We start from the raw sequence: 18,933 nt of genomic DNA on the forward strand, positions 1-18,933 counted from the left end.
GCTCTAACCGCGCCGCCCACGACGCTCGCGTTTGGGGGTGTTGTCAGCATGGGCAGCGAGCTTGTTGCGCATCGGCCCTATGACTTCAACAATTTCTTCCACCGTTGGCCGTGGTCCATGTGTATGGCTATCGAGCGCTTTGCGCATGGCCGCCAGATGTTCGAATGACGTACCGCAGCACCCACCGATGATCTTCGCGCCGCCGTTAATTGCCATATGGGCATAGTCGGACATGAGTTCAGGTGTGCCGGAATAGTAAATCTCGGCGCCGCGAAATTCCGGAATGCCGCAATTTCCCTTGATTACAATAGTGGCTGACGGATCGGCCTCGCTCATATCGAGCAGGGATGCCAATATATCCGAGGCACCGACGCCGCAATTGGCGCCAACCGCAACTGGACGTTCTGCCAAACCGTCTACTACGCCATGAATTTCCTTGGGTGGCAGGCCCATCATAGTCTTGCCGGCCGTATCAAAGGAGCCCGTATAGACATAAGGAAGACCGACTTTGACTGCTGCCTCCGCTGCTGCGCGAATTTCACCGGGCGCAGACATTGTCTCGATCCAGGCAACATCGACGCCACCAGCCTTCAAGCCTTCCAATTGTTCTGTGAACGCAGCAACCGCATCTTCTTCGGTGAGAGCGCCAAGCGGAACCAGCAACTCACCTGTAGGGCCTACTGAGCCTGCAACAATAACTTTCCGATTTGCCTTGTCGGCAACACCTCGAGCCAATTCGGCCGCTGCCTTATTCAACTCGAAAACGCGATCTTGAGCATGGTGCAGTTTAAGGCGGTGGCGCGTGCCGCCAAACGAGTTGGTCAAGATAATATCGGCACCCGCGTCCACGAAGCCCTGGTGCAATGCGGTTATTTTTTCAGGTTGCGCTTCGTTCCAAAGCTCCGGTGCTTCACCTGCTTCAAGACCTGCAGCAAAAAGATTGGTACCGGTAGCACCGTCAGCCAATAGCACACCCTTTTCAGCAATCAGTTCGGCAAGCGGGTTCGCACGGTTCATCGAAGTTGTCCTTTAATTGCATGATATGCTGATATAAAGAAATCTTTATATGTGGTCAATTCCCATATGCGACAAGGCCCGACGCTGTGGCTATTCTATTGTCAAGGACGAAACATAGCCGGCGACTTCGTGCGCGTTGACCTTCGCTACGCGTATCAGACCGTCAAAGTGACGCTGCATCGTCAATACAGATTCTGTTGTGTTGAGGACGAGGTACATACCGCCAACGAACAGGGCGACTCTGTAAGGTCCAAAAACCGTGTAAGGCACGGAAAATTTCTCACGCCCATCGAACAGATAGAGACGGAAGGAGGGGTAAAGTTCTTCCAGCAACGACGACATATGTCCAAGTTGCTCAGCGCGAACGTCCTTGGTCAATTCGCTCCAGATTCCGTTCCCGGACGCAAAATCATTCAAAGTTTGAAACGGCATGCAGACTTCCATGTCTGTACCGGGTTGGCGGTTATAATCGAGACGAAAGGCCGTTTCGATCATTTGCGCCGCCGGATCGCGATGAACCATGGATGTTTCATAGGCGATGACGGCAGGGGTACGCAGCAAATCCGGAATACGCGCTGGCACATAGCGAATCTTGCTACCGGTTGCTTCAGCATGCCAGCGGACCAGAAGAGTGCGCTCGAAATTATCTGGCCCTTCTTCAATCTCCATGCTTGGGCGTAGCTCGCCGGTAATCCCTTCATCTTGACTAAGGCCCAGCAGCCAATCCAGGGAAACCGAATGTCGCTCAGCAATATTGAGCAAGGTTTCAACCCTGGGGAGCCGCGTTGACTGGCCAGATAAGAGCTGTGACAGCGCAGAACGGTCAATTCCAACCGATTGAGCGAATGCCGATTGATTCTCGCCGCTACGATTGAGAAGGCTTTTTATCCGCGTTTGAAACAGGCGCGAAAGATCTCGCTTATCCATTTGGCCATCACTATTTGTTTATAATGTACAACAAATGCATTATTTGGTGCGCAAAATCAACACCTAGTCACAATTGTATCATTGCTGACAGTTCCTGACAGTGAGACCATGAAAAACATGGAATCAGAACGACATACCTCTCATTCATCCGCAAATCACAAACGGCACCGTATTGAATGGCCGACTATTGGTTTGATGGTGTTGTGTTACGGGCTTTGGATTTTTGCAGGGCTTTATCTTTATCCCTCAATGCCGATTTTGGCGCTTTTGCTGATGGCCCTAGCAGTCGCGTTTCATTCGTCACTGCAACATGAAGCCTTGCACGGTCATCCAACACGCAATGGGACAATTAACGAGCTGCTCGTCTCCGTACCACTTGGAATGTTCTACCCGTTCAGGCGCTATAAGCACCTGCATCTCAAACACCATGCTGATGAGCGCTTGACCGACCCTTATGATGACCCGGAAAGCTATTTTCGCGCGCTGGGTGATTGGAACAAACTGCCAAAGCCTTTGAAAATCTTGCTGAACTGGAACAATACGCTTGTCGGCCGGGTTATAATTGGCCCTGCATTAATGGTTGCCGGGTTCCTTATGAGCGAGTTCAAGCTCGTCTCTGGCGGGGAACGTAAGACACGCAATGCATGGGTTTTGCACTTGCTTGGTCTCATTCCCATGCTCGTTGTCGTCTGGGCTTTGTTTGGTATTCCCCTCTGGATTTATACGCTCAGTGCGGCTTATTGGGGATTATCAATCATCGCCATCCGTACTTATTGCGAACATCAATGGTCAGAGCGCCCTGACGGGCGGACGATAATTGTCGAGAAATCTCCATTGGCGCTGCTTTTTCTCAATAATAATCTGCATTTTGTTCATCATAAGCGCCCCACCGCACCTTGGTATGATCTGCCGCAAATCTATGATGAACAACGAGATGAATGGCAGCGGATGAATGGCGGCTACGTATTTCGTAACTATTTTGAAATTCTGCGCGCCTATGCATTCCGCAAGAAGCAAGAGGTTGTCCATCCCGTGCTAAGACGTGAGCCTGCGACAGCACGGGCTTTTCGTCCCCGGCGTCATGGCATCAGTATGCAGGGCGGTTCAACTTTGCCTATTCCCGCAGAGCCACCGAAAGATTAAGTATAGCCCATGACTCTGGTGGCGGCTTTGCCGATGTATGATTGGCCGGAACGACGCGCAGAAGTGGATGCGCAATGGTCCCTCCTGCGTGGCATTCTTCGCGCAGAAGGCTTTGATGCACCGGATCACCTGACAAGACGCAACGCCGACCTGCCTGCGGTCCCGGGGGGCATTAGAGATGCTGCGGGCAATATTATCGCCCCAGACCCGGCGACGTTGCCGCCAGATGAACTCGATCTTCCCACGCTTTGGCGTCATCCCGCTCTTTTATTGGCGCAGACCTGTTGGGGACCGATGGAGCTCGGGCTACAACCACATGTCCGGCTTGTGGGACAGGACGACTACTCCGGCACAGAAGGCGGCAAGGAAGCGTTTTATTCCAGTCCGATTGTAATGAGGCGCGGTGAGGGTGTTGCCATAGCTGCTCCCCCCGACGGAAAGCCCGATCTGCCTTTGGATACAATCAGGCAAAAACGTCTCGCATTTAACAGCCCCGATTCCATGTCTGGATATCTTTCTCTGAAGCGCGACCTTGAGGCTTTGGGCGAGACACTAGGTCTCTTCATTAGTCATTCCGAAACGGGTGGGCACCGGAAATCTATTAAGGCCGTAGCAACCGGTCGTGCGGACGTTGCTGCCATAGATTGCAAATCATGGGAGTTGGCCCAGCGCTATGACGAGGCGGCCAGTGCTCTTGTCGTTGTTGGCTGGACAGGCAGGCGCAAAGGCCTGCCTTTCATTTCATCGCGGGAATTACCCGCGCATCTTTTCACCTGATGGGTCGAATGGTGGCTCGATATTGATCCGGGCGGCTCTCCGGCGTCCAAGGATTTCCACTTCGAACAAGCCCTGGTCCTCATTTGCAGCAAGTTCTGCAGGCACATATCCCTGTGCCATGGAATGCCCTACATAGTGGGCATAGCCGCCGGATGTTACCCAGCCAACCACACGCCATTCGCCTTGCACGGCACCAATGTCTCCAGCATTGGCGACAACTTCACCTTCCTTATTGAAGCGCGGAGCACCGACGCCATGGCTGGCCTGAACGACACCGTAATCCTTGGAGACTTTTGCCCAAATGGGTTCATCGCCCATGACATCTGCTGCATCATCACTTGATGGTACATCAATGATAAGCGAGACACGGCGTAACTTCGTGCTGGTACCAGCATCGAAGTCTGCTTTTTCTCGCATTGCCATTTCCCTGCCAATGAAATCATTCTTGGAGAGCTTGACGAAGCGATCCATTGAACCCTCATAGGGACCGTAGATCGGCCGCAGTTCGCGATACCATGTTGGGAAATTCTTTTCGAGCCGCATGGAGAGCAGGGCGCGCATACCGAAATCGACAATATCATATTCAGCGCCAGCATCCTTGATCGCCTTGTAGACCAGCCTTTGATAGGCTGGTTCCATCCATATTTCGTAGCCAAGGTCGCCCGTATAGGAAATGCGGTTTACCCTGCATGGCGCGCCCCCAACGGCCATCTCCCGATAATCCATAAAGCGAAACGCAGCATTGGACACATCTTCATCAACAAGTTTGGCGAGAACATCGCGTGCTTTCGGCCCTGCAATCGACAAGCCGACCAATGTTTGATCAAAACGATGAATAGTAACGGAACCGTCTTTTGGCTGCTGCTTTTGGAACCAGCGCATGTGATAACGCTGTGCCGCTGATGATCCCCATATAACAAAGCGCTCGTCATCTGCCTTTGCAATCGTAAAGTCGCCGATAAGCTTGCCTTCGTGATTGAGCATCGGTGTCAGGACAAGGCGTCCCTTTTTCGGCATTGTGTTGGTCATCAACCGGGAAAGAAAGGCTTCCGCTCCGATGCCTGTAACCTCGTACTTAGCGAAGTTGGCAATTTCGGTAACGCCTACACGCCCACGCGTTGCCCGCACCTCTTTGCCAATATGCTCGAAATCGTTGGAGCGGTGGTAGGAAACGATGTCCTTCGCTTCTGTGCCTTTGGGTGCAAACCAGAGCGGTGTTTCCAGACCCCAGGAATCACCCATCACGGCATTTTGCGAGAGCATCGTTTCATAGAGCGGTGTGGTTTGTTGAGGCCGCGCGGCTGGTAGCTCTTCGTTGGGAAATCGTATGGAAAAACGGCGAGAATAATTCTCGCGAACCTTGGCGTTGGTATAACGCAAGGTTGCCCATTCACCGAACCGAGCGACATCCATACCCCAAACATCAAATCCGGGCTCGCCATGCACCATCCAGTTGGAGAGTGCCAGACCAACGCCACCGCCCTGACTGAAACCGGCCATGACAGCACATGCGGTCCAATAATTGGTCAGTCCAGGGACAGGCCCCACCAGGGGATTGCCGTCTGGTGCAAAAGTGAACGGCCCATTGATAATTTGTTTTATTCCAGCCTTTTCAATGCCTGGAAAATGCTTGAACCCGACTTCCAAGGAAGGGGCGATACGATCAATATCCGGCGCAAGCAGTTCGTGACCAAAATCCCAAGGCGTATTGACCGGGGACCATGGCTTCGCGGCCTTTTCATAGGTGCCAAGCAGAATGCCATTGCGTTCCTGCCGCGTATAGATTTCACCTTTGAAATCCATGACGCCAATGAGCTCGCGACCGGTAATCTGGTTGAATTCCATGACCTCCGGAACATCTTCGGTCAGGAGATACATATGTTCCATGGCGAGAACGGGCAGTTCCAGTCCGACCATACGACCCACTTCACGGGCCCAAAGACCGCCGCAATTAACGACATGTTCGGCTTTTACCGTTCCTTGCTCGGTAATCACGTTCCATGTGCCATCAACCTCCTGCGTTAATTCGACGACGCGATTACGCAGCGATATTTCAGCTCCGAGTTTGCGTGCAGCCTTGGCATAGGCGTGTGTTGTTCCAGATGGATCAAGATGACCCTCGACCGGATCCCACATGGCGCCGACAAAGTTGCTTTCGTCCATTAACGGGAACATGGCTTTGGCTTCGGACGGTGTGATCAGTTCGGTATCCATGCCAAGGTAGCGTCCTCGTGCATGCGCTAGCCGCAAAAAGTCCATGCGTTCCGGGCTGTCGGCCATCATGACGCCGCCGGTTAAATGCAAGCCGCATGATTGACCGGAAAGCTCTTCAATTTCCTTGTAAAGGCTGACCGTATAAGCCTGCAACTTGGCTACATTTGGATCGCCATTAAGTGTGTGAAAGCCGCCGGCAGCATGCCATGAGGAACCCGATGTCAACTCTGAGCGCTCGATCAGCAAGACATCAGTCCAGCCGGCACGAGCAAGATGGTAAAGGACGGAACATCCGACAACGCCGCCGCCGATGACAACTGCTTTAACGTGCGATTTCATGCAATTAAGCCTCTTGGGTATAAATATGATTCAAGATGTTGAGAAACTGAGTCAGCCAATTAGAAGTCGGTTGGAGCGCCGCCTTCAGACTTTCGTTTGGTTACGAAAGCATCGATTTCTTCTTCGATAGCCGGGTTGATCGCAGGTTTGACATAGGTTGCGAGCCGCTCTTTCCAGACCCGGTTTGCGCGCTCGATCGCTGTGGGGGATCCAGCTTCCTGCCAACTCTCGTAATTGCGCCAATCAGAGATGATTGGAGCATAGAAGGCTGTTTTGTAGCGCGATTGCGTGTGCGCCGTGCCAAAGAAATGTCCGCCGGGTCCAACATCGCGCATAGCTTCGACGCCAAGCGCATCGTCAGACAGATCAAGCGGGGTCAGAAATTCCGCCACCATTTGCAAGAGGTCGAAATCCAGGATCATTTTTTCGTAGGAGCAGCACAACCCGCCCTCGAGCCAGCCTGCTGAATGCAGCATGAAATTCGCGCCGCCTTGAATGGCTCCCCAAAGCGAAAAAACCGACTCATAGGCTGCCTGTGCATCGACCGTATTGGCCGCGCAAACATTGGAGGTGCGATAAGGAATGCCGTAGCGGCGGGCCAGTTGGCCGCCGACCATCTGCGCTTTCATGTATTCAGGTGTACCGAAGGCAGGCGCTCCGGATTTCATATCGACATTGGAGGTAAATCCTCCATAGCCGACAGGAGCGCCCTTCTTGACCATTTGAGTGAAAGAAATTCCCGCTAATGCTTCTGCATTTTGCTGCACCAATGCGCCGGCAATGGTAACCGGAGCCATTGCTCCGGCAAGTGTGAACGGTGTTACAATAACGATCTGACCGTTACCAGACATCTGGATAATGCCTTCCATCATCGGGATATCCAGTTTAAGCGGGGAGTTGGTATTGATAATCGTGTAGCAGGAGGCTTCCTCCTGTAATTGTTCACGGCTGATGCCACGAGCGATCCGTGCAATCTCTATTCCGTCTTCATTGCGTTCCTTACCGAGCGAATAAATATGGAATGGTTTATCTGTGAGCGTCGCAAGATCGCGGATGCATTCCAGGTGTCGCACAGACGGATGGATATCAATGGGTTCGACCGGATAACCACCCGTCGCATTGATGATATTATGCATCTGCGCCAGTTTGAGGAAATTGCGGAAATCCGCTTGATTGCCCGAGCGCCTGCCACTGTCTGTATCAGAACAATTTGGTGCTGAACCCATTTGTGCAAAAATAAGGTTATTGCCGCCAAAACGGACATTATGCGCCGGATTGCGCGCGTGCAGTGTGAATTCGGATGGCGCATGTCCCACATATTCAAGGATCATATCCTTGTCGAAATGGACGCGTGCAGTGCCGGGGCGCACGTCAGCACCGGCCTTCTTCATGATTTCCCGGGCACCATCATGCAGAACGTCAACGCCAATCTCTTGCAAGACTCTCAGCGAAGCATTGTGTATCGATTCCAGCTCATCATCGGAGACCACTTTGGTCGGTGTCAGAGGAATTCTAAGCTGACGAGGGGGCGGCTGGTCGAAAGCGCCGCTTTCAATGCTGCGTGGGCGGGATCGGCCTCCGCGTCTACCATGATCTCGCGATGAACCAGTGTTTTCGATTTCAATCGCAGGTTCGCTCATAATGCATGCCCTCTATGACACCCTTGAAGGGCGATAGGATCACTATCGCCAGAGGTGAAAAAAGGATGCGTGGCGTGAGCGACTCCTTGGGCAAAGTAAACGACATTCGATGCTGATAAGGAGCGCTGTGCTTATCAGAGCGATCCTTTTGTAAGCCTATTATTCGGCAGCAGCGGCGGTCAGATGACTGATCGGTGTAACCATTGCCTGAATAAGACTATTCATGCTCAGAACGCCCAACGACTTACCATTTTCGTCAACCACGGTAGCGTATTGTTGGTTTGCGTCGGTCATTGTTTTGGCGGCTTCTTCCAGGGTAGTGCCGCTGGCAACCGAGACATGGCCGGCATCTGCGGGACCGCCGGTAGTTGTCGCTATGGTGTCTACCATGATCACGCGTCCGCGATTAACTTCCTTGACGAAGCTGGAGATATATTCATCGGCAGGCTGAAGAACGATGTCCTGTCCTGTCCCTTGTTGAATAACCTCGCCATCTCTCAAAATGGCAATACGGTCACCCAGGCGAAGCGCTTCATCGAGATCATGCGTGATGAAAACGATGGTCTTCTTGATTTCCTTTTGGAGATCCAGAAGGACAGACTGCATGTCCATGCGGATCAGCGGATCAAGTGCTGAAAATGCTTCGTCCATAAGCAGGATTGGCGCATCGTTTGTCAGCGCACGTGCAAGCCCGACACGTTGCTGCATACCACCGGAAAGTTGGTTCGGGTAGTTGTCCTCAAAGCCTTTGAGGCCGACCCGTTCAATCCAACGGCGCGCCTGTTCTTCCTGCTTATCGCGGGAAATGCCTTGGATTTCCAAGCCGTAGACGGTATTGTCAAGAACTGTGCGGTGGGGCAGCAGTGCAAACTTCTGAAAAACCATCGCAGTCTTGTGCCGGCGAAATTGGCGCAAATCGCTTTCGTTCATCTGGCAGACGTCCGTACCATCAATGATAACTTCACCGGCAGTTGGATCAATCAGGCGGTTGATGTGGCGAATGAGAGTGGATTTGCCAGAGCCGGATAGACCCATAACGACCTGAATTCCACCCGCGGGCATATCGATATTGATATCGCGGAGGCCAAGCACGTGGTGATGCTTCTCGTTGAGCTCTGTTTTGGTCATGCCGTTTTTTACGGCCTCGACATATGCAGATCCGCGCGAGCCAAAAATCTTGTAAAGATTCTTGATCTTAATTCCCGCGCCTTGAATTGTTTGATCAGCCATGGACGACCTCCTGATGTTTTTGAAGACGCTTGCCATAGGCCTGACTAACGCGGTCGAAGATGATGGCAATGCCGACAATGGCAAGGCCGTTGAAAAGACCAAGGGAGAAGAACTGTCCATTGACAGAACGCAGCACCGGTTGCCCAAGTCCCTGCACGCCAATCATTGAAGCAATGACCACCATGGCGAGCGCCATCATGATCGTTTGATTAATGCCAGCCATGATGGTTGGAAGGGCGAGGGGGATCTGTACGTTTTTCAGGCGCTGCCAGCTCGATGAACCGAATGCATCGGCAGCTTCCAACACGTCCTTATCCACAAGCCGGATACCCAGATTAGTCAGGCGGATCATTGGCGGAATGGCGTAAATCACCACCGCGATAAGTCCGGGAACTTTGCCAATACCGAGCAGCATGACCACCGGTATCAGGTATACGAAGCTCGGCATTGTCTGCATCACGTCAAGTATTGGATTAACGATTCTCTGGAAACTGTCGGATCGCGCCATGATAATGCCGATAGGTATGCCAACGACGATGGATACGACTGTTCCAACAAAGATCATTGCGATGGTTTTCATCGCATCGCTCCACATATCGAAATAGCCGATCAGAAGCAGTGTAAGGATTGTTCCGGCCACGATCTTCCAGTTGCGGCTGGCAAGCCAGGCTATGCCTGCAATGAGCAGTACCATGATGGGCCAAGGCGTGCCTGTCATGAAACGTTCTGCTTGAATCAGAAAGTACTGCAGGGGCTCAAAGAATGATTCAATGATGTCGCCATATTCGCGCGTGAAAGCCTTAAAGCCCTCATCCATCGTTTTTTTCAAATTACGCAGCGTCTCATCATTCATGTTCGGGAATGAGTAGAACCAATCCATGCGTTGGTACCCCTTTTAAAGTCAAAAAAAGCCTGGCTTTTTCATACGACCTTGCTGGCTGAATGCTGAGGCATCCAACCTGATTAAGATTGCTTGCGGCGGAGCTTGCTCCGCCGCAATTCAACTATTTAACTGCAGCCTTGATTTTCTCGGCAGCTTCAGGGGAAACCCACTTCGTCCAGGTTGCCTCGTTGTTCTGCAGGTAATATTTAGCACCGTCTTCGCCAGTGGCCTGATTGTCGACCATCCACGCGAGAAGCTTGTTTGTTTCTTCGGTCGAAATCTGACGCTTTTTCAGGTACTCAAAGGCTGGTCCAGCACGTTCAGAGAATTTTTTGGTGACGATCGTGTAAATGTCAGCAATCGGCCAACCATTTGGTTTTGGATCCGGGCAATCTGCGATGGAATTGCAGCGGTTCCATTCCTTTTCATCCCATGGAACGCCATTGTCCAACTTTACCATCGGATATTTGCCGAGAATGGCTGTCGGACCCCAGTAGTAGCCAAGCCAAGGCTCTTTGCGTTCGTAAGCTTTCGCTATCGAGCCATCAAGACCGGCTGCGGAGCCTGTGTCGACAAGTGTGAAACCATTCTTGTCGCCCTCATAAGCCTTATAAAAGTTAGCAGTCGTGATCTGACATGCCCAGCCTGATGGGCAATTATAGACGGCTCCCTTTTTAGGGTCTTCAGGCGAGGGGAACAATTCCGGATGCTTCATCGCGTCGGCGATGGTCTTGATATCCGGATGAGCATCAGCGAAATATTTGGGTACCCACCAGCTTTCAGTGCCGCCTTCAGTGATGGCTGGCGCTGCATAGACCAGCTTGTTCTCTTTGACAGCTTTTTCAAGCGGCTCGCGAACAGCATTCAACCAGCCTTCCGGTGCGATATCAGGCTGCCCTTTTTCGATCATGGAGGTAAAGGTCGGCACAGTGTCGCCTGCAACAAGCTCTGCATCGCAGCCATAGCCTTCGGTCAAGATTATCTTGTCGAGGTTGGCCAAGGCTTCGGCTGACTGCCAGTTCATGTTTGCGATTGTAACCGTACCGCAATCTTCGGCTGCTGAAGCTGATCCGGCATAACCGAATAATCCAGCTGCCAATATAGTTGAAGCAAGTAGCTTCTTCATGTTCTTAGTCTCCCACTCTTTTTTGACAGTTCACCCGAATGCGAATTTACCCGGTACTGCCATTACCAGTCATTCGCTTATGTGCCATTTGGCATCGTTATCCCGACAGAATGCAATGCTTTGATTGAATAAATGCGGTGTATCGCGACAAGGCCTATCGATAAAACGACGCCGGAAAAATGAATGAGGTGCCAAAACAACAATGCTCATAATGGCATCGTAACAAACCAATAGATGAAAGATCAACGCTTTCAGTGATTTTCTTTCAAAAGTTGATGTCGGTACGTGCCGATAACATCCCGTTACGGGTTTTTAGCTGCAACGACATGGCGCGCTAAATGCAGACACTGTGGGTAGTTCTCGGCTTTCCTGTTAGCGCCATGCACCGTCCGGAGGCTTTTCTGTTGAAAACGCCCGCAGGGAAGCGCAGTTAGCGCGAACTTTCATGGGTGCCATGCATTTTTGATGTAGCTACTAACGTAAATGCGACAAGGTATGACGAATTACCGTGATCAAACTTTAAGCAATAAGCGCATTTGGAGTGCAACAACAGTTTCTCTTCGAGGTGCAGAAATGCTTTACATTTTCAATCGGAATAACGGCGTCCACATAGCGTGGAATGCAACTGAAAAGCGCGATACACCACGCACCAATGCCAAGAGCGGCGTTGCGTCAGCTCTGTCGTTCATCTGGACACGCTCGGCAGGCTAATTGTCATTGGCTTGCATGAAGCCGTTGCCTCGCCGGGTGACGGCTTTTTGTCATTCGAATTAGACTTTGGTGCGAATAACAAAAAACCGCTCTGCTCATTACAAAGCAGCGCGGTTTTTGCCAAAATAGATGTGGTATCTGTCGATTGATAAATTCGGCAGGAGATCCAACCCCGGTACGCAATACCTGATCCGGAGCGGTGAGCAGGGTCTTGATCTACTCACCCCTAAAGTTTTAACCGGACATCCTTACCGCGAGGTTATCGAGAACTTAATTAAACCTAAATTTTGCGAATTTCCGCATATGTGAGGTCAATCTTTGCGCTGAGTTGTGCGAAGATGATTGATGATGGCTGAAAAGTCCGAGCCTTCATTTCCCGCGGCACCAAATTCCGCATAGATGGCTTCAGCATGCGAGCCAAGTGGTGTCGCAGCGCCTACACTTTTCGCAGCGTCCTGTGCAAGCTTCAAATCCTTTAGCATCAACGCAGCGGCAAATCCCGGTTTGTAATCATTATTGGCGGGGGATGTGGCAACCGGCCCTGGAACGGGACAGTAGGTCGTTAGCGACCAGCATTGACCGGAGGAGGTGGAGGCGACATCGAAAAGCGCCTGATGGGAAAGTCCCAGCTTTTCCGCCAATGTGAAAGCCTCGCTAACGCCGATCATGGAAATGCCGAGGATCATATTGTTACAGATTTTTGCCGCTTGACCGTTCCCGGCATCACCGCAATGGACAATTTTTGCGCCCATGTGTTTCAAGACTGACTCGGCTTTGGAAAATGCTTCGGCACTACCTCCAACCATAAAAGTCAAAGTGCCAGCCGCCGCGCCGCCGATACCGCCGGAAACAGGCGCGTCAACGGAAAGCAGCCCATTCTTGTGGGCGATCTCATGTGCTTTGCGCGCAGTATCGACGTCAATCGTCGATGAATCGATAAACAGCGCATTCTGTTTTGCTGCTTTTGTCACGGATTCGTAGACTGAGAGAACGTGTTTCCCGGCTGGCAGCATGGTGATGACCACATCTGCATCAGCAACAGCGAACTCTGCGCTTGAGGCTACTGTCACGCCGTTGGCCGTGGCGACAGCCAAATTGTCTGGCAAAAGATCAAAACCGAGAACTGTATGTCCAGCTTTGACCAGATTGGCGGCCATGGGGTTGCCCATATGTCCTAGGCCGATAAAGGCGATTATTGTCATCGCAGCACTCTCCCTGAATATCTTGTTTAGTTTTTGATCATATGCCGCGCGATGATCACCCGCATAATCTCATTGGTGCCTTCCAATATCTGATGGACGCGCAGGTCACGAACGATTTTTTCAACGCCGTAATCATGCAAATAGCCGTAGCCACCATGGATTTGAAGCGCGTCATTGGCGATATCAAAGCCTTTATCGGTTACAAAACGCTTTGCCATGGCTGACCACTTGGACGCGTCATGGGCCTTCGCATCGAGTTTTGAGGCAGCTGTGTAGAGCAGCATTCGCGCGGCTGAAAGATCCGTCTCCATGTCGGCAAGCTTGAACTGCAATGCCTGAAACTGATTGATGGCCTTACCGAATGCTTTGCGCTCGGAAGCATAAGCAACCGCTTTGTCGAGTGCCGATTGAGCTCCACCCAAGGAGCATGCCGCGATATTCAGACGGCCACCATCAAGCCCTCCCATGGCAATTTTAAATCCATCACCTTCAGCACCAAGCCGATTTGCAACAGGAACCCGGCAATTATCGAATAAAACTGTGCGGGTGGACTGGGCATTCCAACCCATCTTGAATTCATTTGCGCCAAATGACAGGCCCGGAGCATCCTTGGGAATGATCAGTGCGGAAATGCCCTTTGGTCCGGATTCGCCGGTGCGCACCATGGTGACATAAATATCGCTATCGCCTGCGCCGGATATGAATTGTTTAGCACCATTTAAAACGTAATGATCGCCATCCAGAACAGCTGTAGTTTTCAACGCCGCCGCATCGGAACCGGAGTTCGGTTCCGTCAGGCAATAGCTGCCCAGCCACTCCATAGACGTCAATTTGGGCACAAATTCTTGTCGTTGAGCTTGTGTTCCGAACAGGTCGATCATCCATGTCGACATATTGTGAATTGATATAAATGCTGAGAAGGCAGGGCAGGCCATTGAAAGAGCTTCAAATATCAGCACGGCATCAAGCCGTTTCAAACCCGATCCGCCAACATCCTCGCGCACATAAATGCCACCCATGCCCAGCGGACCTGTCTCGCGAATGACATCGGCGGGAAAATGCTTGTCGCGGTCCCAAGCGAGTGCCTTCGGTGCTACCCGATCAGCCGCAAAAGCGCGTGCCATATCCTGAATTGCCAGTTGATCATCATTGAGTTCAAATTGACCGGCCGCCGCATCAACGACTGCATCCATTATAGTTCCTCCCGAATATTGCTGCCGGTCACTCTATCGGATGCGCGTAAGCGCGCAACGGCTTGCATGGGACTAGGAAGAGAAAGACATATCCGCTACTCAAAGCCCATGACACACGCAATCATGTTGCAAGGAACTGGCTCTGACGTTGGCAAATCCGTTTTGGTGGCGGGATTGTGCCGTCTGGCGCGCAATCGCGGTTTGAGGGTTTTTCCATTCAAGCCGCAAAACATGTCGAACAATGCTGCTGTTAGCGATGATGGTGGTGAGATTGGCCGGGCGCAATGGTTGCAAGCGCTGGCTTGTGGCGTGCCCTCGTCCGTTCACATGAATCCGGTATTGCTGAAGCCTCAGTCAGAAACGGGCAGCCAAATCATTGTCCAGGGCAAAGTTTGGGGACAGGCGAAGGGCAGGGATTATCAGCAATACAAGGCGGGATTGCTGAATGCGGTTATGGAGTCGTGGGATATCGTTCGTGCCGATGCGGACATAGTCATCGTTGAAGGAGCTGGATCGCCCGCAGAAATCAATCTGCGATCAGGGGACATTGCCAATATGGGCTTTGCCGTCAAAGCCAATGTGCCTGTGGTTCTGGTTGGCGATATTGATCGAGGCGGGGTGATAGCGTCGATTGTCGGCACGCACGCAATTCTTTCGCCTGAAGATCGGGATATGATTTCCGGTTATCTGATCAACAAGTTTCGTGGCGACATTTCGCTTTTCGATGACGGTTTGAAATCTATCACACAATTTACGGGCTGGCCGTCCTTCGGGGTTGTCCCTTGGTTGAAAGATGCCTCCCGTCTTCCGGCGGAAGACTCGGTTGTATTGGAACGGCTGGTCAAAGGTGATGGGCGGGCGTTGAAAATTGCCGTTCCAGTGCTTGATCGCATTGCCAATTTTGATGATTTCGATCCGCTGATAGCTGAACCGCAAGTCGAGGTCGTCATGATCAAAAGTGGCGAGCGAATCCCTGCAGATGCAGGTTTGGTCATTATTCCGGGCTCCAAATCCACCATTGGTGACCTTCAACGGTTCCGTGAAAATGGCTGGGACCACGATCTTGATCAGCACAGGCGCAGAGGTGGTCATATTATCGGCATTTGTGGCGGCTTCCAGATGCTGGGTAAAACAGTATCTGACCCCCAAGGGATTGAAGGAAATATCAGGGAAATTAGAGGTCTTGGTTATCTCGATATTGATACAGTTATGGAGCCGGAGAAGACCGTGCGCAATGTCCAAGCCCATTCATTGCAGTTTGACATACCGTTGAAGGGCTATGAGATTCACCTTGGTCGAACGACTGGCCCCGATTGCATCCGGCCAGCCGTGAATATTGATGGCATAGCGGATGGTGCAATATCCGCTGACGGCAAAGTATTCGGTACCTATATGCACGGGCTTTTCAACGCGGACGCATTCCGGGCAGCACTTTTAAAGTCCATGGGAATATCTGCTGGCGCTCTCGATTATCACGCTGGTGTAGATGCGGCGCTCGATTCCATTGCAGCGCAATTGGAGTCAGTTCTGGATATCGAGGCATTGTTTGCGCTTAAACGTGTCTGACGGCGTAGGCAGCGATCAAGGTGTCGCAGATTCGTTTGACTTTTAGAGCGCTTGGTGAATAACGTTCAGCAGATGATTGGTTCCCGCATTGGCCAAAGGCCAGGGATCAAAAGGGAATGCGACGGTCGTACCCATTAGGGCGATCCCACCGCAGCCGACCCCGCGACTGTAGAGCGGTTAGGATATATGCCATGCTGAACGCGAAAGCGGACGGCAGTCACTGGGAAACCGGGAAGGCGGCATTTATCTTGCGACCCGCGAGCCAGGAGACCTGCCAATCACAGGGTAATAGTGCCCAAAACCGAGGGGGATTTTCCCTTCTGGCCCTGCACGGAGGTTGTTATGGCTACTGTTCGTACTTCTAATACGATTTCTCTCCCACTCGCATCGCGTCTGACGACGGCTGTTGCGTCATTGCTTCTCGGCGTGTTTATTATTTATGGCGTCGGTCTTTCACATTCTGAAACGCTGCATGACACAGCACACGACACCCGCCATTCATATGGATTTCCTTGCCATTGAGTCTTTGATAGCTGAAATGCTGATTCAGCTATCGACCCTTAAGCATTGAAATAATGATGGTTTGTTTGGTCCGGGGCCTTTGCAGGTGCCCGGCGTCTCGCTTTTGGAATTGGGGAGTGGACTCCATGTTGGTCAAATATTTGCTGGCTACAATCATAGCCGGTCTGTTTGCCGGAATAATTCTAACACCGGCCATGTATGTAAAAAATGTACCGCTCATATTGCATGCGGAAGAGTATGAAAGTGCGGGTGGCGGAGGTCATTCCCATGATACGCCTGCCTCTGCGAGCGAATCTGCACCTGCGGCGGTTACTCCGCACGAACATGCGGAAGACGCGGGTCCCGAACTGCCATTTGGACGTCTCGGTAATACGTTGTTGATCAATCTGGTGGCTGGAGCAGGCTTTGCGTTGATCACTGGTGCTGCGGCGCTTTTCCTCGGTCGTCGCATTACCCTTCAGAACGGAATCTATTGGGGGCTTGCAGGATTTTTCATCTTCAATTTTGCACCGGCGTTCAGCCTTGCCCCTGAATTGCCTGCTATGCCTGCAGCCGATCTAGCCATGCGGCAGACCTGGTGGCTGATAACTGTCATTCTGACGGCGGGCGGCGTCTATCTGATCGTACTGCGTGAGCAGATTTGGGCTAAGCTTCTTGGTGTTATATTGATTGTCGCTCCCCATATTTATGGCGCACCGGAAGCAGAAGATCTGACATCAGCGGTGCCTCCGACACTTGCCTCAGAGTTTGCCGTCTCAGCACTGGCAACCAATCTCTTCTTCTGGGTTGTACTTGGTACTGCACTGGGCTGGGCAATTCAGAATTATGCTTCATCGGAGCTTGAGCAGTAATGCAACCGCTGGAACGCGAAATTACCTTTATTCTTGGAGGCGCGCGTTCCGGCAAATCGTCCTTTGCCGAAGGTCTGATCGAATCATCCGGGCGGGATGCTATTTATCTTGCCACCGGCAGAGCGTGGGATGATGAAATGTCCGAGCGAATTGGGCATCATAGAGCGCGGCGCGGATCCCGATGGATTACAGTTGAAGAACCAATTGATCTGGCCGGAAAACTGGAAAGTCTTGCTGGTGTCGAAAAGGCAATCCTGGTCGATTGCCTTACACTGTGGCTGACCAATTTAATGATGGCCGAACGTGATATCGATGCCGAAATAACACGTCTGACAAACACACTGAGCCATCTCGCGGGTGCCATTGTTCTGGTTTCCAACGAGGTTGGTCTTGGAATAGTACCGGAAAACCGCATGGCGCGTGAGTTTCGTGATCACGCAGGCCGATTGCATCAAGCCGTGGCTGCCGCTGCGGCAAAAGTCTATTTCGTGGCAGCAGGGCTGCCGCTCAAAATGAAGGGATAACAAAATGCAGGGTCACAAGATTCCGGCAACGGTCATCACTGGCTTTCTCGGTTCGGGCAAGACTACCATGATCCGAAATCTGCTCGAAAATGCCAATGGCAAGCGCATCGCGCTGATCATCAACGAATTTGGTGATCTTGGCGTTGACGGGAATTTGCTCAAAGGCTGCGGTATCGAAGCGTGCCGCGACGAAGATATGATCGAACTTAACAATGGCTGCATTTGCTGCACCGTGGCTGATGATTTCATTCCCACCATGACCAAGCTTCTGGATCGACCTGATCGCTTTGATCACATTGTCATTGAAACGTCCGGTCTTGCTCTTCCACAGCCGCTGGTTGCCGCTTTTAACTGGCCGGAAATCAAGACACAGGTAACCGTTGATGGCGTTGTTACCGTTATTGATGCTGCCGCCGTGTCGGAAGGCCGTTTTGCAGATGATCACGATAAGGTTGATGCTCAGCGCGAGCAGGACGAGTCACTTGATCACGACAGCCCGCTGGAAGAGCTGTTCGAGGATCAAATTCGCGCCGCCGATCTTATTGTTCTGAATAAGACCGATCTTATTGACGAAGCTCAACTTGCCGGGGTCAAGAGTGACGTGCAGAGCCGCTCATCGCGTTCACTTAACATGGTTTCGGCTAGCTTTGGCAAGCTTAGCAATCAACTCCTACTTGGACTTGGTATTGGCACCGAAGAGGATATTGCGAACCGCAAGTCCCATCACGAGATGGAACATGAGGCAGGCGAAGAGCACGATCACGATGAATTTGAAAGCTTTGTCGTTGGGCTTGGGCCGGTTGCAGAGCCCAAATCATTTGTTGAGAAGTTGAAGCATGTGATCGTCGATCATGATGTCCTGCGGCTCAAAGGTTTCGTTGATGTACCCGGCAAGCCTATGCGCCTGGTCATTCAAGCCGTCGGATCACGCATCGAGCATTATTTTGATCGTAGCTGGAATCCGGGCGAAGAACGCCAGACAAGGCTCGTTGTTATTGGCCTGCACGATATTGATTCAGCAGCCATTACATCAGCTGTTAATGCTGCTGCAGCCTGATCGGAAATTGA

At 51.8% G+C, this 18,933-nt stretch carries 17 protein-coding genes and 1 riboswitch; of the genes, 8 read left to right on the plus strand and 9 right to left on the minus strand.

Features of this window, described 5'->3' with window-relative positions; translation table 11 throughout:
- Positions 1-3: 3 nt before the first annotated feature.
- Together bmt and V9K92_RS18030 are read right to left on the minus strand one after the other, a co-directional pair.
- A complete protein-coding gene (gene bmt, locus V9K92_RS18025) occupies positions 4-1,017 on the minus strand; it encodes a betaine--homocysteine S-methyltransferase (RefSeq protein WP_336439837.1) in 1,014 nt (337 codons plus the stop codon).
- A 90-nt stretch (positions 1,018-1,107) separates the two neighbouring features.
- On the minus strand, positions 1,108-1,944 hold the full coding sequence (locus tag V9K92_RS18030; protein ID WP_337354571.1) for a helix-turn-helix domain-containing protein: 837 nt from the start codon (positions 1,942-1,944) through the stop codon (positions 1,108-1,110).
- A 117-nt stretch (positions 1,945-2,061) separates the two neighbouring features.
- Here V9K92_RS18030 and V9K92_RS18035 point away from each other — a divergent pair, with 117 nt between their 5' ends.
- Positions 2,062-3,087: a fatty acid desaturase gene (locus V9K92_RS18035; RefSeq protein ID WP_337354572.1), complete on the plus strand. Its 1,026-nt coding sequence runs from the start codon at positions 2,062-2,064 to the stop codon at positions 3,085-3,087.
- A 9-nt stretch (positions 3,088-3,096) separates the two neighbouring features.
- Positions 3,097-3,864, plus strand: coding sequence for a phosphate/phosphite/phosphonate ABC transporter substrate-binding protein (locus V9K92_RS18040; protein ID WP_337354573.1), 768 nt, complete (start codon positions 3,097-3,099; stop codon positions 3,862-3,864).
- Here V9K92_RS18040 and V9K92_RS18045 read toward each other — a convergent pair.
- From V9K92_RS18045 to V9K92_RS18065, 5 genes are all read right to left on the minus strand, one after another.
- Positions 3,841-6,417, minus strand: coding sequence for a GcvT family protein (locus V9K92_RS18045; RefSeq protein WP_337354574.1), 2,577 nt, complete (start codon positions 6,415-6,417; stop codon positions 3,841-3,843). The two genes, V9K92_RS18040 and V9K92_RS18045, sit on opposite strands and share 24 nt — an antisense overlap.
- A gap of 59 nt (positions 6,418-6,476) precedes the next feature.
- Positions 6,477-8,057 carry a trimethylamine methyltransferase family protein gene (locus tag V9K92_RS18050; protein WP_337354575.1) on the minus strand — a complete coding sequence of 527 codons (1,581 nt, stop codon included), beginning with the start codon at positions 8,055-8,057 and terminating at the stop codon, positions 6,477-6,479.
- A gap of 159 nt (positions 8,058-8,216) precedes the next feature.
- Positions 8,217-9,272: a quaternary amine ABC transporter ATP-binding protein gene (locus V9K92_RS18055; protein ID WP_370878870.1), complete on the minus strand. Its 1,056-nt coding sequence runs from the start codon at positions 9,270-9,272 to the stop codon at positions 8,217-8,219.
- A gap of 7 nt (positions 9,273-9,279) precedes the next feature.
- The gene (locus V9K92_RS18060; protein WP_115052665.1) at positions 9,280-10,167 is read right to left on the minus strand and encodes an ABC transporter permease; all 888 of its coding nucleotides are present in this window, start codon (positions 10,165-10,167) and stop codon (positions 9,280-9,282) included.
- Positions 10,168-10,291: 124 nt separating this feature from the next.
- Positions 10,292-11,296, minus strand: a complete 1,005-nt coding sequence (locus tag V9K92_RS18065) for an ABC transporter substrate-binding protein (RefSeq protein ID WP_115052666.1) — start codon at positions 11,294-11,296, stop codon at positions 10,292-10,294.
- A 573-nt stretch (positions 11,297-11,869) separates the two neighbouring features.
- Here V9K92_RS18065 and V9K92_RS18070 point away from each other — a divergent pair.
- Positions 11,870-12,007 (plus strand): hypothetical protein, encoded by a 138-nt coding sequence (locus tag V9K92_RS18070; RefSeq protein ID WP_162802472.1) that lies wholly within the window; start codon positions 11,870-11,872, stop codon positions 12,005-12,007.
- 311 nt (positions 12,008-12,318) lie between these two features.
- Here the strand turns inward: V9K92_RS18070 and mmsB are convergent, their stop codons facing one another.
- Both mmsB and V9K92_RS18080 read right to left on the minus strand, forming a co-directional pair.
- The gene (gene mmsB / locus V9K92_RS18075) at positions 12,319-13,209 is read right to left on the minus strand and encodes a 3-hydroxyisobutyrate dehydrogenase (protein WP_337354576.1); all 891 of its coding nucleotides are present in this window, start codon (positions 13,207-13,209) and stop codon (positions 12,319-12,321) included.
- 26 nt (positions 13,210-13,235) lie between these two features.
- Positions 13,236-14,402 carry an isobutyryl-CoA dehydrogenase gene (locus V9K92_RS18080; RefSeq protein ID WP_115052670.1) on the minus strand — a complete coding sequence of 389 codons (1,167 nt, stop codon included), beginning with the start codon at positions 14,400-14,402 and terminating at the stop codon, positions 13,236-13,238.
- Between the two features lie 108 nt (positions 14,403-14,510).
- Here V9K92_RS18080 and V9K92_RS18085 point away from each other — a divergent pair, with 108 nt between their 5' ends.
- The 5 genes from V9K92_RS18085 to cobW all read left to right on the plus strand — a co-directional run bounded on the left by V9K92_RS18085 (position 14,511) and on the right by cobW (position 18,922).
- Positions 14,511-15,968 (plus strand): cobyric acid synthase, encoded by a 1,458-nt coding sequence (locus V9K92_RS18085; RefSeq protein WP_337354577.1) that lies wholly within the window; start codon positions 14,511-14,513, stop codon positions 15,966-15,968.
- 60 nt (positions 15,969-16,028) lie between these two features.
- A riboswitch (cobalamin riboswitch) is annotated at positions 16,029-16,261 on the plus strand.
- Between the two features lie 49 nt (positions 16,262-16,310).
- Positions 16,311-16,490, plus strand: a complete 180-nt coding sequence (locus V9K92_RS18090) for a CbtB domain-containing protein (protein WP_337354578.1) — start codon at positions 16,311-16,313, stop codon at positions 16,488-16,490.
- 125 nt (positions 16,491-16,615) lie between these two features.
- Positions 16,616-17,341: a CbtA family protein gene (locus V9K92_RS18095; RefSeq protein WP_337354579.1), complete on the plus strand. Its 726-nt coding sequence runs from the start codon at positions 16,616-16,618 to the stop codon at positions 17,339-17,341.
- On the plus strand, positions 17,341-17,865 hold the full coding sequence (cobU, locus tag V9K92_RS18100) for a bifunctional adenosylcobinamide kinase/adenosylcobinamide-phosphate guanylyltransferase (protein WP_337354580.1): 525 nt from the start codon (positions 17,341-17,343) through the stop codon (positions 17,863-17,865). The genes V9K92_RS18095 and cobU overlap by 1 nt, the downstream gene beginning before the upstream one ends.
- 4 nt (positions 17,866-17,869) lie before the next feature.
- Positions 17,870-18,922: a cobalamin biosynthesis protein CobW gene (gene cobW / locus V9K92_RS18105; protein WP_115052675.1), complete on the plus strand. Its 1,053-nt coding sequence runs from the start codon at positions 17,870-17,872 to the stop codon at positions 18,920-18,922.
- The last annotated feature ends 11 nt before the right edge of the window (positions 18,923-18,933 follow it).

Source organism: Phyllobacterium sp. CCNWLW109, assembly GCF_037203905.1.
Taxonomy (GTDB): Bacteria; Pseudomonadota; Alphaproteobacteria; order Rhizobiales; family Rhizobiaceae; genus Phyllobacterium; species Phyllobacterium ifriqiyense.

What these genes read in the sequence shown, in the direction of transcription:
- bmt (WP_336439837.1), bottom strand. Translation starts at nt 1,017, where the DNA reads ATGAACCGTGCGAACCCGCTTGCCGAACTGATTGCTGAAAAGGGTGTG.
- V9K92_RS18030 (WP_337354571.1), bottom strand. Translation starts at nt 1,944, where the DNA reads ATGGATAAGCGAGATCTTTCGCGCCTGTTTCAAACGCGGATAAAAAGC.
- V9K92_RS18035 (WP_337354572.1), top strand. Translation starts at nt 2,062, where the DNA reads ATGGAATCAGAACGACATACCTCTCATTCATCCGCAAATCACAAACGG.
- V9K92_RS18040 (WP_337354573.1), top strand. Translation starts at nt 3,097, where the DNA reads ATGACTCTGGTGGCGGCTTTGCCGATGTATGATTGGCCGGAACGACGC.
- V9K92_RS18045 (WP_337354574.1), bottom strand. Translation starts at nt 6,417, where the DNA reads ATGAAATCGCACGTTAAAGCAGTTGTCATCGGCGGCGGCGTTGTCGGA.
- V9K92_RS18050 (WP_337354575.1), bottom strand. Translation starts at nt 8,057, where the DNA reads ATGAGCGAACCTGCGATTGAAATCGAAAACACTGGTTCATCGCGAGAT.
- V9K92_RS18060 (WP_115052665.1), bottom strand. Translation starts at nt 10,167, where the DNA reads ATGGATTGGTTCTACTCATTCCCGAACATGAATGATGAGACGCTGCGT.
- V9K92_RS18065 (WP_115052666.1), bottom strand. Translation starts at nt 11,296, where the DNA reads ATGAAGAAGCTACTTGCTTCAACTATATTGGCAGCTGGATTATTCGGT.
- V9K92_RS18070 (WP_162802472.1), top strand. Translation starts at nt 11,870, where the DNA reads ATGCTTTACATTTTCAATCGGAATAACGGCGTCCACATAGCGTGGAAT.
- mmsB (WP_337354576.1), bottom strand. Translation starts at nt 13,209, where the DNA reads ATGACAATAATCGCCTTTATCGGCCTAGGACATATGGGCAACCCCATG.
- V9K92_RS18080 (WP_115052670.1), bottom strand. Translation starts at nt 14,402, where the DNA reads ATGGATGCAGTCGTTGATGCGGCGGCCGGTCAATTTGAACTCAATGAT.
- V9K92_RS18085 (WP_337354577.1), top strand. Translation starts at nt 14,511, where the DNA reads ATGACACACGCAATCATGTTGCAAGGAACTGGCTCTGACGTTGGCAAA.
- V9K92_RS18090 (WP_337354578.1), top strand. Translation starts at nt 16,311, where the DNA reads ATGGCTACTGTTCGTACTTCTAATACGATTTCTCTCCCACTCGCATCG.
- V9K92_RS18095 (WP_337354579.1), top strand. Translation starts at nt 16,616, where the DNA reads ATGTTGGTCAAATATTTGCTGGCTACAATCATAGCCGGTCTGTTTGCC.
- cobU (WP_337354580.1), top strand. Translation starts at nt 17,341, where the DNA reads ATGCAACCGCTGGAACGCGAAATTACCTTTATTCTTGGAGGCGCGCGT.
- cobW (WP_115052675.1), top strand. Translation starts at nt 17,870, where the DNA reads ATGCAGGGTCACAAGATTCCGGCAACGGTCATCACTGGCTTTCTCGGT.